This window comes from Streptomyces sp. NPDC046716 (assembly GCF_040645755.1).
Taxonomy (GTDB): Bacteria; Actinomycetota; Actinomycetes; order Streptomycetales; family Streptomycetaceae; genus Streptomyces.
This window is the reverse complement of sequence record NZ_JBEYYU010000002.1, coordinates 197233-209183: the sequence shown is the minus strand read 5'-3', so window position 1 is coordinate 209183 and position 11951 is coordinate 197233. Positions and strand designations below refer to the sequence as shown.

Sequence of the window (11951 nt, the reverse complement as noted above, 5' to 3'; positions counted from 1 at the left end):
GACATGAGCAAGCCCGTTGACAACGCCGTCAGCACTGTCCGTGCGTACATCGAGGACCACCGCGAGGCGTTCCTCGACGACCTGGTCGCGTGGCTGCGGATCCCCTCCGTCTCCGCCCAGCCCGACCACGCCCCGGACGTGCGGCGCAGCGCCGACTGGCTCGCCGCCAAGCTGGCCGAGACCGGCTTCCCGACCACCGAGGTGTGGCCGACGGCCGGCGCCCCCGCCGTCTTCGCCGAGTGGCCCTCCGCGGACCCCGAGGCCCCCACGGTCCTCGTCTACGGACACCACGACGTGCAGCCCGCCGCCCGCGAGGACGGCTGGGACACCGACCCCTTCGAGCCCGTCGTCGTGGGCAATCGCCTGCACGCGCGCGGGGCGGCCGACGACAAGGGGCAGGTGTTCTTCCACACACTCGGTGTGCGCGCCCACCTCGCCGCCACCGGCCGCACCGCCCCCGCGGTCCATCTGAAGCTGCTCGTCGAGGGCGAGGAGGAGTCGGGCTCCCCGCACTTCCGGAAGCTGATCGAGGACCGCAGGGAGCGGCTCACCGCCGACGCCGTGATCGTCTCCGACACCGGCATGTGGTCCGAGGACACCCCCACCGTCTGCACCGGCATGCGGGGCCTCGCCGACTGCGAGATCGAGCTCTACGGGCCCGACCAGGACATCCACTCCGGCTCGTTCGGCGGCGCCGTGCCCAACCCGGCGACCGCCGCGGCCCGCCTGGTCGCCGCGCTGCACGACGAGCACGCGCGCGTGGCCGTCCCCGGCTTCTACGACGGCATCGTGGAGCTGACCGACCGCGAGCGCGAACTCTTCGCCGAGCTGCCCTTCGACGAGGAGCGGTGGCTGCGCACGGCGAAGTCCCACGCCACCTTCGGAGAGGCCGGGCACACCACCCTGGAGCGCATCTGGGCCCGGCCCACCGCGGAGGTCAACGGCATCGGCGGCGGCTACCAGGGCCCCGGCGGCAAGACGATCGTGCCGTCGTCCGCCCATCTCAAGCTCTCCTTCCGGCTGGTCGCGGGGCAGGACCCCGACCACGTCGAGAAGGCCGTCGCCGCCTGGGTCGCCGACCAGCTGCCCGCCGGGATCCGCCACGAGATCACGTTCGGGGCCGCCACCCGGCCGTGCCTGACGCCCCTCGACCACCCCGCCCTGCAGTCCGTCGTCCGCGCCATGGGGAAGGCTTTCGGGCAGAAGATCCGCTTCACGCGCGAAGGCGGCTCGGGCCCCGCCGCCGACCTCCAGGACGTCCTCGACGCCCCGGTGCTGTTCCTGGGCATCTCGGTCCCCTCGGACGGCTGGCACGCCCCGAACGAGAAGGTCGAACTCGACCTCCTGATGAAGGGCGTGGAAACAGCCGCCCACCTGTGGGGCGATCTCGCCGAGAGCTGGGCAGATGCTCCGTGACCGAGGCGCCCCGCACCCGCCGTGCCGTACCTCCTGCTGAACCGCCCGCCGAACCACCCATTCCACCGGGGGAGTTGGAAGCACCCGTGACCACCTGGACCGACCGCACCGCCGACCGACCACTCTCGCTCGCCGCCCCGAGCGGCATCGACCGCGCCGCGCACCACCGTCTCGACGAGGCGTGGCTCGCCGCCGCCTGGAGCCACCCCACGACCCGGGTCTTCGTGGTCTCCGGCGGTCAGGCGCTGATCGACGAGACAGCGGACGGCGCGACGGAACTGGTCATGACGCCGTCCTTCGAAGCCCCGCTCACCGAGGCGCACCGCTACTTCCTGGGCACCGACGACGAGGGCATCAGCTACTTCGCGCTGCAGAAGGACACGCTTCCCGGCCGCATGGACCAGTCCGCGCGCCCGGCCGGACTGCGCGAGGCCGGTCTGCTGCTCTCCCACCGGGACGCGGGTCTCATGGCGCACGCCGTGGCCCTGGAGAACTGGCAGCGGCTGCACCGTTTCTGCTCCCGCTGCGGCGAGCGCACCGTCATCGCCGCCGCGGGCCACATCCGCCGCTGCCAGGCCTGCGGGGCCGAGCACTACCCGCGCACCGACCCGGCCGTCATCATGGCCGTCACGGACGAGCAGGACCGCATCCTGCTCGGCCGGCAGGTGCACTGGCCCGAGGGCCGCTTCTCGACGCTCGCGGGATTCGTGGAGCCCGGCGAGTCCATCGAGCAGTCGGTGCGCCGCGAGGTGTGGGAGGAGGCCGGCGTCGTCGTCGGCGACGTCGAGTACGTCGCCAGCCAGCCCTGGCCGTTCCCGTCCAGCCTGATGCTCGGCTTCATGGCCCAGGCCACGTCCACGGAGATCAACGTGGACGGGGACGAGATCCACGAGGCCCGCTGGTTCTCCCGCGACGACCTGCGGGCCGCCTTCGAGTCCGAGGAGGTCGTCCCTCCGTACGGCATCTCGATTGCGGCCCGCCTGATCGAACTCTGGTACGGCAAGCCCCTGCCGAAGCCCAGCGACGCGCTGTAGACCCCGGCGCCGGGGGCGTCAGGCGCCGATCTTCTGCTTGACCTGCGCCAGCGAGGGGTTGGTGAGCGTCGAACCGTCGTCGAAGAGGACGGTGGGGACCGTCTGGTTCCCGCCGTTCGCCTTCTCCACGAAGGCCGCGGACTCCGGGTCGTGCTCGATGTTGATCTCGCTGTACGCGATGCCCTCGCGGTCCATCTGCTTCTTCAACCGCTGGCAGTAGCCGCACCAGGTGGTGCTGTACATCGTCACAGTGCCCGGCATGTTCCTCGCGCTCCTTCAAGGCTGGGGATACGTGTTCGCAATGTGTCGAACGTACGCGACCGGGCGGCCATTCCCGCACGTCGGGCGCATTAGTACGACCGGCGCCCGCTGCCTGTGGACAACCCGACGCATCCGCCCCCGCGGACCTGGCAGCATGGCGGGGTGACAGCAGCAACGCACTCCACCCTGTTCCCGCAGGTCCCGGAATCGGCCGACGCGGTGCTCGACGGGCTCGACCCCGAGCAGCGCGCCGTCGCGACGGCCCTGCACGGTCCGGTGTGTGTGCTCGCGGGCGCCGGCACGGGCAAGACGCGCGCGATCACCCATCGCATCGCGTACGGCGTCCGCGCCGGGATCCTCCAGCCCAACACCGTCCTCGCCGTCACCTTCACCAACCGTGCCGCGGGGGAGATGCGCGGCCGGCTCCGACAGCTCGGAGCCGGGGGAGTGCAGGCCCGCACCTTCCACTCGGCGGCCCTGCGCCAGCTCCAGTTCTTCTGGCCGAAAGCGGTCGGTGGCGACCTGCCCCGGCTCGTCGACCGCAAGATCCAGCTCGTCGCCGACGCCGCTGCCGCCTCCCGGCTCCGCCTGGACCGTGGGGAGCTGCGCGACGTGACCGCCGAGATCGAATGGTCCAAGGTCACCCAGACTGTCCCCGGCGACTATGCGGCGGCGGCCCACAAGGCGGCCCGTGACACCCCCCGACACCCCGCCGAGATCGCCCAGATCTACTCCGACTACGAGACCCTCAAGCGCGACCGGGGCGTCATCGACTTCGAGGACGTGCTGCTCCTGACCGTCGGCGTGCTGCAGGACCGGCAGGACATCGCCGAGCAGGTCCGCGCCCAGTACCAGCACTTCGTGGTCGACGAGTACCAGGACGTCAGCCCGCTCCAGCAGCGCCTGCTCGACCTGTGGCTCGGCGACCGGGACAGCCTGTGCGTCGTCGGCGACGCCAGCCAGACGATCTACTCCTTCACCGGTGCCACCCCGGACCACCTGCTGAACTTCCGCAACCGCCACCCCGGCGCCACCGTCGTCAAGCTGGTCCGCGACTACCGCTCGACCCCCCAGGTCGTGCACCTGGCCAACGGGGTGCTCGCCCGGGCCAGGGGCCGCGCCGCCGAGCACCGACTCGAACTGATCTCGCAGCGCGAGGCGGGACCCGAACCGGTCTACGTGGAGTACGCCGACGAGCCCACCGAGGCCGAGGGCGCGGCCCGCCGCATCCGCGAGCTGATCTCCTCCGGGGTCTCCGCGGGCGAGATCGCGATCCTGTTCCGGACCAACGGGCAGTCGGAGATCTACGAGCAGGCCCTGGCCGACGCGGGCGTGCCCTATCAGCTGCGCGGCGCGGAGCGGTTCTTCGAGCGGCCCGAGGTGCGCAAGGCCGGTCACTCCCTGCGCGCGGCTGCCCGCTTCGGGGGCAATGACGCGGGGCTCGACGAGGCCGTCGACCTGCCCTCCCAGGTGCGAGCCGTGCTCTCCGGCGAGGGCTGGACGACCCAGCCGCCCGCCGGGTCCGGAGCCGTGCGCGAGCGCTGGGAGTCCCTCGCGGCTCTCGCCCGGCTCGCCGAGGACTTCGGGCGGGCCCACCCCGCGGCGACCCTGGCCGACCTCGTCACGGAACTCGACGAGCGGGCGAACGCCCAGCACGCCCCCGCGGTGGACGGCGTCACCCTCGCGTCGCTGCACGCCGCGAAGGGCCTGGAGTGGGACGCCGTGTTCCTGGTCGGGGTGGCCGAGGGCATGATGCCGATCTCGTACGCCAAGACCGACGAGCAGGTCGAGGAGGAGCGGCGGCTCCTCTACGTCGGCGTGACGCGCGCACGGCGCCACCTGGGCATCTCCTGGGCGCTGTCCCGCTCGCCGGGCGGCCGCCCGAACCGCAGGGCGAGCCGCTTCCTCGACGGGCTGCGGCCGGGCTCCACCGGTCCCGCCGGGCGTGGTGCGGGCGGCGGGCGCGGCGGTGTCGAGCACGGGGCGCGGCCGGACGACGCCGTATGGGAGCCGCCGGCCGGGGCCCGGCGCAGGGGCGACCGGAAGGTGGCGCGCTGCCGGGTGTGCGGGCACACGCTCGACGCCGCCGAGATGAAGCTGATGCGCTGCGAGGACTGCCCGTCCGACATGGACGAGGGGCTCTACGACCGGCTCATCGAGTGGCGCGCCCGCACGGCGGCCGCTCTCGGCCAGCCCGCGTTCTGCGTCTTCACGGACAAGACCCTGATCGCGATCGCGGAGGCATCGCCGGACGACGAGCGGGAGCTGTCCCGCATCCCGGGTGTCGGCCGACGGAAATTTCGGAGCTACGGCGCCGACGTTCTCGCTCTTTGCGCAGGTCAGATGGTGGGCGATGAGACCGATGAGGTCGCGGGGGACGCCTGATTCAAACTCGTCGAAAAAATAGTTTGCGCGAGCCCCAACAATCCCCATAGGTTCTTAAGCACGAGCACAGCGGCCTTCTCCAAGGCCCTGGTTCGTGTTGTACTTGAAAGCCGTCGGACCGGTTCACCGGTCCCCTAGACGCCGAGAGGAGGCGATTCCAGTGATCAGCATCAACGCCAGCTCCACCGTGAAAATGACCGATCGCTCGGTCGTCGCTTCCTGCCTGCTCGGCTTCTCGAACCTGGGCACCGGTCTGTCTGGCCTCAGCGCCATGCGTCCGGAGTCCGGCACGTCCCCCGCTTCCCTGCGGATTCGCGAGGGCAATGAGCGACCGACCAAGGCACCGGAAGCAGTAGCGACGGCACAGGCTCAGGCCTATGCCTTTGCAGCGGCCGGTGCCGGATTCCGGAAGCAGACGACGCAGCACCACACGATGTGGGCCTTCCGTGGGCCTGAACCCTGGAGTGATCCAGCCTGATCTTCGATCAGGCCGGCGCCTTCAGGGCCGCGGAACCCCATCCGGGATCCGCGGCCCTTCTGTTTTCCCGGAAGAACCAGCGGTCTTCCGAGGGACCAGTACGAAGGGGCCTCGGGACAACAAAAGAACCCGGTACCACCGCCACCCGGCCCACCGGCCGGAACGACCAGACGAGGAAGACGAAACCGTGCAACTCGAAGCGCACGCCCCGTCCGTACCGCCTTCAGACCCTCTCCCCCCGCCTGTCCCCACGGAGGACTCCACCTTGAACCCGCTGACTGCGCTCACCGCGCTCGACGACGCCATCGAGAACCTCGGCGTGCCCGTCCCCTGCCGTGCCTACGACCCCGAGGTCTTCTTCGCGGAGTCGCCGGCGGACGTCGAGTACGCCAAGTCCCTCTGCCGTACCTGCCCGCTGGTCGAGGCCTGCCTCGCCGGCGCCAAGGAGCGGCGTGAGCCGTGGGGCGTCTGGGGTGGCGAGCTGTTCATCCAGGGAGTCGTCGTGGCCCGCAAGCGGCCGCGTGGCCGCCCGCGCAAGAACCCGGTCGCGGCATGAACACCCGAGGAACGATCGACCGCCCCCTGACGCACGACCCCAAGAAGCAGGCCCCGATGAAGCCGTCCACGAGCGAGCCCGCCGGCTCCGTGACTCCAGACTTTTCGACGTCCGACGCGAACGACTCGCGTCAGAACAGGACCCGTCAGATGCAACTCGCCCCAGAAGCCCTGGCTCGTGCGCATATGCACGAGCGCCTGCGTGAGGCCGACGTCGACCGCCAGGCCATGCGCCTGGTGATCGCCCGTCGGATGCAGCGCCGTGCCGAGCGCGCCTCGCTGCGCGCCCGCCGCGCGCTCGCCATGGCCGTCATGCAGTAACCATCGACAACAGCACCCGGCTGTTCGCGCGGGGGTCGGTCCGGTCCGGACCGACCCCCGCGGTGCGTTGTGCCGGGCGACCGTCGGCGTGCGGCGTTATCGTCGCCGGGTGACGTCTCTTCCCGGCGGGGACTCCGCGCGGCAGCCGAACCAGCGGACCCTGGTGTGTGCCCGCTGCGGCACGACCGCCGAGGCGACGCCCCTGACCTGGACGTACTCCGTCGAAGGTGGAGTCCGGCGCCACTTCTGCGAGACCTGCTCCCGCGAGAACATCAGGGCCATCGAGGGGCGCCTCGACTCCGACCGGTGGTGACACCCGGGTGCTGATCAGGCCTCGGCCACGAAACCCGGCAGCCAGGCCTCCAGCTCGTCCCTCAGCCGCACGGTCGCACCCAGCTGGCACAGCACGCCGATCGTGCTGAGCGTCACCCGGTGGATCAACAGATACGCCGGCGGCAGGTTGAGCTGCTTGCCCAGCTGATGGGCGGGGGAGCGGGGATCGGCGATCCGCGCCGCCTGATTGCGCATCCAGGAACGGGTGAAGGTGAACTCCTCGACCTGCGCCGGCTCGATGATCGGCAGCAGATACTCGAGCACCGCGTCCGGTTCGAGCTGGATCGACTCCCTGACGAAGCCCTCCTCGCGCAGCAGCTCGTAGATCGCGCCCGCGTCGCCTTCCAGCGTCAGCCGCAGCGAGTCACCGATCGGCGCGGGCAGCCCGCCCGGCAGCCGGTCGACCGTGCCGAAGTCCAGGACGCCCAGCCGCCAGCCGCCCTCGTCGTCGGGCAGCAGCCGGAAATTGCCCGGATGCGGATCCGCGTGCAGCAGCCCCGTGCGCGCCGGTCCCGAGAACAGGAAGCGAGCCAGCAACTGGCCTGCCCGGTCCCGCTGTTCAGTGCTGCCGTCGCTGATGATCTCGGCGAGCGGGATGCCGTCGATCCACTCCGTCACCAACACCTGCTCGCACTGGTGCACCACCTGCGGCACCACGACGTCGGGGTCCTCGTCGAACTCCTCCGCGTGCGCCTGCTGCGCCCGCGCCTCCAGTGCGTAGTCCAACTCCTCCGCGACCCGGTCGCGCATCTCGGCGATCAGCGGCTTGATGTCCATCCCGGGGATGAGAGGGCCCAACAGGCGTGCGAATCGGCCCAGTTGATTCAGATCCGACAGCAGCGCCTCGCCCGCGCCCGGGTACTGGACCTTCACGGCGACCTCCCGGCCGTCGTGCCACACCGCGCGGTGCACCTGCCCGATCGACGCGGCCGCCGCGGGCTTGTCCTCGAACTCCAGGAACAGCTCGCGCCACTCCTCCCCGAGCCGCTCGTCGAGCACCGCGTGCACCGTCCGGGTCGGCATCGGAGGCGCTGCCTCCTGGAGCTTGGTGAGAGCGGCGCGGTAGGGGCCGGCGACATCCTCCGGCAGCGCGGACTCGAAGACGGACAGCGCCTGCCCGAACTTCATCGCCCCGCCCTTCAGCTCGCCCAACACACGGAACAACTGCTCCGCCGTGCGCTGCTGGAGCTCCCGGCCGACCAGCTCGGCGGACTTGCCGCCGATCCGCTTGCCGATGCCCCAGGTCGCCCGGCCCGCGAAGCCGATGGGCAGTGCGGCCAGCTTGGCGGTACGGGTCACCGCCTTCCGGGGAAGATCAGACATACACCCCTCCAAGTGCCGGACAGCCGTGCCGCGCGTGTCCAGGCGTCGTGGCGCCGTCGTCCATTGCCTACCCCACCATTGTGTCGTGCGGCTCTTCCTCCACGGGGGTCTCCTTCCCGTAACCTCCCTCACCCGCACCGCACGGGCACTCCGGATGCGGCCACACCGGACGTGCGTGCCAGTCGAGCCCCGGCGCGGACGCCTCCCAACGCGCCCCCGTGCTCGACGGCAGCTCACCATCCAGGAAGGCCAGCCCGTGAGCCGCCGCAAGCCCCGCCACCGCGGTGGAAAGGCCCACGTCACAGGCCTGAACCTGACGCGAGGAGCGGCCCGAGCCCCACTGCGCGAGCAGCCGCGGCCAGGTCGGATCGCGGTCGACGCGCCCCAGGAGCAGACAGCGGGCACAGCCCGAACCACCGGGCAGCACCAAGGGCCCCACCACGCCCGTGGCCTCGACCACGCCCGCGTAGAGATGCGGGATCCCCGCGGCCATCAGGTCCTCGACGGCCACCGGGTCGGGGGAGTGGACGCCGAGCCCGTCCCGGGGCGCGACGATCACCAGCGACAGCTGTGGTTCGCCCGGCTCGCGCTCGGCCGGGCGTGGCGCCGTCCTGCGCCGGTCCGGGCGTGGCGGCCGCGCCGGAGCCGTCGCACGCACCACCCGCTGCGCGGACACCTCGCGGCGCTCGCCCACCGCGTCCACGGGCTGCCCGCCGGGCGCCACGTCCCACGGCTCGACGCTTCCGCCGTCCCGCACGTCGACGTGACCGATACCCGCCGCCGCGAGGACGGAGGCGACGACCGCGCCCACCCGGCCGGCCCCGCGCACCTGCACCCGCATGGCGTGCCGCGCCGCCAGTCTCCGCATTCCTTCGGCGGGCTCGGACGTGGTGACCGTCAGGGCCGCGTGGTCGGGGCGGAGCCGGTCCAGCACCGCCGCCCGGGTGCGCAGGGCGTCGGCGTCCGGTCCGCCGCCCGTCGCGTCGTCGAGCAGTCCCGCCCCGGTCAGCCGCTCGAGAAGCGCGTCCACATGACCGTCGGGCAGACCCATCCGCCGGGCTTCCTCCCGCAGCAGCGGCACGCCTCTCGTCCCGTCGAGAAGCGTCAGGAAACTCCCGGTGGCGGTGTCGACCGGTCCGAGGACCACCGCGTGTGCCGGTGTCACACCGAACTGCACCGTGTTCAGGTCGTGCCAGCCGCGCCGCAGCGCGGGCTTGAGGATCGGATGCATGGCTGTCCCCCGTGGTCCCCCGTGCCGTGCTCCCGCCGATGCGGCGGGAGCCGTTCGCGTCGATCGATGGCCAGCATGCCCGCCGGGCCCGACGGCCGCGGAAAGTTGTCCACAGGCGGTGGGTAATAGTCGTACGAATCGATCGCCGACGACGCGGGACCGCACCGAAGAGTTCCGGAGGCGGGACTTCCGCCCTGTACAGCGGGTAACGTCGGGGCGTGCCCGTCGACCCACTGCACCGTGCCACCACCACGCAGCGCAGCACGGAGAAACCGCCGCCAGGCGGCCTTGGGGCGAGCGCGGTCGAGGTCCGCAGGAGCTCCCGCAGGCGCCGGACGGTCTCCGCCTACCGCGAGGGCGACCGCACCGTGGTCCTCATCCCGGCCCGGATGTCGGAGGCCGAGGAGAAGCGCTGGGTCGGCGTCATGCTCGACAAGCTCGCGGCGCAGGAGAGCAAGCGGGTCCTCGGCGACGCCGAGCTGGCCGAGCGCGCCGAGCGGCTCTCCGAGCAGCACCTGGACGGAAAGGCCCGCCCCGCGTCCGTTCGCTGGGTCACGAACCAGAACACCAGGTGGGGATCGTGCACCCCCGCCGAGGGCAGCATCCGCCTCTCGCACCGGCTCCAGGGCATGCCCGAGTACGTCATCGACTACGTACTTCTCCATGAGCTGGCCCATCTGCTGGTGCCCGGGCACGGTCCGCGTTTCTGGCGGCTACTGGAGGCGTATCCGCGTACGGAACGGGCGCGCGGTTACCTCGAGGGAGTGGTCGCCGCGGACCGGCTGCCGCATCTGCCGGCCACGCGCGGCGAGTGATCGATCCCTGAGAACGCCCGCTGCCCGACGAGGACGGTTGTGTACCAGGGCTGTACCGACATCCACTGATGTCGGTGTTTGCAGTTAGCCTGGCGCGACGCAATCACCATCGGGATGGGGGACGGTCGTTACGCATGGCCAGGGAATTCCAACGCGGCCACAAGGCCAAGATCAGTGACCTCACGGCGGGCACCGATCTGTACGTAGGCGTACAGATCGCCGGTCCCGGCCTGACCTTCGACATCAGCTGCTTCGGTCTCGACGCCGAGGAGCGGCTCTCCGACGACCGTTACTTCGTCTTCTTCAACCAGCCGAAGACGCCCGAGGAGTCCGTCCAGCTGCTGGGCGCGCAGGCCGGTGACACCGAGTCCTTCCGCGTCACGCTCGACAGGATCCCCGCGCAGATCCAGAAGCTGTCCTTCACCGCGACCATCGACGGCGCGGGACAGATGTCGCAGGTGGGCCCGGGATACATCCGGATCGTCGCCGGTGGTGAAGAGGTGGCCCGGTACGCCTTCACCGGCGCCGAGTTCTCCACCGAGCGTGCCGTGATGCTGGGCGACTTCTACCTGAAGGACGTGTGGCGCTTCGCCGCCGTCGGACAGGGCTTCGACGGCGGTCTGGACGCGCTGCTCAAGAACTTCGGCGGCGAGGTCGCCGAGGAGGAGCCCGCCGCCCCCGCGCCGCCCCAGCAGGCCGCGACCCCCGGGTTCGCACCGCCCGCCTTCGGCGCCCCGGCCGCGTCGGCGCCGCCGGCACCGGCACCCGCCCCCACACCCCCGCCCGCCCCCGCGCCGCAGAGCTTCGCGCCGCCGCAGGCACCACCGCAGGCGCCGCCTCCGCCCGCCCCGGCCGCACCCTCGATCCACCAGGCGCCCACCATGGTCGGCCCCCTGACCACACCGCCGGGCACCGTGCCGCCGCCCCCGCCCGCCCCGACCCCGTTCGGACAGCAGCCGCAGCAGCAGTTCGGGCAGGTCCCCGGCCAGGGCGGCGCGACCCTGCCGCCCGGATACGGACCGCAGTCCCCGACGCCGCCCATGCCGCCCGGCTACAACCAGCCGCCGGCCGCGCCGTCTCCGTTCGGCGGCCCGCAAGGTGCTCCGCAGGGTGTCCCGCAGCAGGCCGCGGCGCCCGGCGTCGCTGCCGCCCTGGAGAAGTACCGCGAGGCGCCCACCGGCCAGCGCTGGACGCCGCAGAACAAGAAGCTGATCCGCGTCGACCTCGGCGCCGCCGGTGACCAGCCCGTGCTCGCCCGCCAGGGCAGCATGGTGCTCTACCAGGGCAAGGTCGACTTCAGCTACAAGGGAGCGGGCTTCGCGGGCCGCATCGTGGGCAACGCCACCGGCCAGGAGATGCAGCTGATGCGCTGCACCGGTCGCGGCCAGGTCTTCTTCGCCGAAGAGGCCAGCTACCTGCACCCCGTCGAGCTCCAGGGCGACGCCCTCTGCGTCTCGTCGGAGAACGTGCTGGCCTTCGACGAGAGCCTTCAGTACGAGGTGCGCAGGATCGAGGGGCACGGCATCCCCGGCGGCGCCCTGTTCGTCATGCAGTTCCAGGGCACCGGAACGGTCGTCGTGAAGACCCACGGCACCCCCGTGGTCCTGCCGGTGACCCCCACGACGTTCGCCGACTCCAACGCGGTGGTGGCCTGGTCCGCCGCCGCCCAGGCGATCGTCTCCAGCCAGGTCCGCATGCGCCGCAACGCCTATCCGGGCCACAGCGGCGAAGGCGTGAACCTGCAGTTCCGGGGCGCACCCGGCAACTTCATCGTCGTCCAGCCGTACGAGGTCTGAGGG

12 protein-coding genes are annotated in these 11951 nt (G+C 71.7%); 9 read left to right on the top strand and 3 right to left on the bottom strand.

The genetic code is table 11. The annotated features are described in order from the left end of the window. The first annotated feature begins 3 nt into the window (after positions 1–3). Positions 4–1416, top strand: coding sequence for a dipeptidase (locus ABZ930_RS02490; protein ID WP_361540130.1), 1413 nt, complete (start codon positions 4–6; stop codon positions 1414–1416). 86 nt (positions 1417–1502) lie between these two features. Next, positions 1503–2450 (top strand): NAD(+) diphosphatase, encoded by a 948-nt coding sequence (gene nudC / locus ABZ930_RS02485; protein ID WP_361540127.1) that lies wholly within the window; start codon positions 1503–1505, stop codon positions 2448–2450. Between the two features lie 18 nt (positions 2451–2468). On the opposite strand, the gene ABZ930_RS02480 is transcribed toward nudC, so the two are convergent. Continuing rightward, complete coding sequence (locus ABZ930_RS02480) at positions 2469–2711, bottom strand: mycoredoxin (RefSeq protein ID WP_255973298.1); 243 nt, start codon at positions 2709–2711, stop codon at positions 2469–2471. A 162-nt stretch (positions 2712–2873) separates the two neighbouring features. On the opposite strand from ABZ930_RS02480, the gene ABZ930_RS02475 reads away from it, so the two are divergent. From ABZ930_RS02475 to ABZ930_RS02455, 5 genes are all read left to right on the top strand, one after another. Further along, positions 2874–5096, top strand: coding sequence for an ATP-dependent DNA helicase UvrD2 (locus ABZ930_RS02475; protein ID WP_361540123.1), 2223 nt, complete (start codon positions 2874–2876; stop codon positions 5094–5096). A 160-nt stretch (positions 5097–5256) separates the two neighbouring features. Continuing rightward, the gene (locus ABZ930_RS02470) at positions 5257–5574 is read left to right on the top strand and encodes a hypothetical protein (RefSeq protein WP_361540120.1); all 318 of its coding nucleotides are present in this window, start codon (positions 5257–5259) and stop codon (positions 5572–5574) included. Between the two features lie 187 nt (positions 5575–5761). Then, a complete protein-coding gene (locus tag ABZ930_RS02465; protein WP_111666400.1) occupies positions 5762–6130 on the top strand; it encodes a WhiB family transcriptional regulator in 369 nt (122 codons plus the stop codon). Beyond that, positions 6127–6450, top strand: coding sequence for a hypothetical protein (locus tag ABZ930_RS02460; RefSeq protein ID WP_361540115.1), 324 nt, complete (start codon positions 6127–6129; stop codon positions 6448–6450). The genes ABZ930_RS02465 and ABZ930_RS02460 overlap by 4 nt, the downstream gene beginning before the upstream one ends. A gap of 109 nt (positions 6451–6559) precedes the next feature. After that, on the top strand, positions 6560–6763 hold the full coding sequence (locus tag ABZ930_RS02455) for a hypothetical protein (protein ID WP_361540112.1): 204 nt from the start codon (positions 6560–6562) through the stop codon (positions 6761–6763). Positions 6764–6777: 14 nt separating this feature from the next. Here the strand turns inward: ABZ930_RS02455 and ABZ930_RS02450 are convergent, their stop codons facing one another. Next, positions 6778–8106, bottom strand: a complete 1329-nt coding sequence (locus ABZ930_RS02450) for an AarF/ABC1/UbiB kinase family protein (RefSeq protein ID WP_361540109.1) — start codon at positions 8104–8106, stop codon at positions 6778–6780. 67 nt (positions 8107–8173) lie between these two features. Further along, positions 8174–9337 (bottom strand): ThiF family adenylyltransferase, encoded by a 1164-nt coding sequence (locus tag ABZ930_RS02445; protein ID WP_361540106.1) that lies wholly within the window; start codon positions 9335–9337, stop codon positions 8174–8176. Between the two features lie 218 nt (positions 9338–9555). On the opposite strand from ABZ930_RS02445, the gene ABZ930_RS02440 reads away from it, so the two are divergent. Both ABZ930_RS02440 and ABZ930_RS02435 read left to right on the top strand, forming a co-directional pair. Beyond that, positions 9556–10152 (top strand): M48 family metallopeptidase, encoded by a 597-nt coding sequence (locus ABZ930_RS02440; protein ID WP_361540103.1) that lies wholly within the window; start codon positions 9556–9558, stop codon positions 10150–10152. A gap of 134 nt (positions 10153–10286) precedes the next feature. Next, the gene (locus tag ABZ930_RS02435; RefSeq protein WP_361540100.1) at positions 10287–11948 is read left to right on the top strand and encodes a TerD family protein; all 1662 of its coding nucleotides are present in this window, start codon (positions 10287–10289) and stop codon (positions 11946–11948) included. Positions 11949–11951 lie beyond the last annotated feature (3 nt).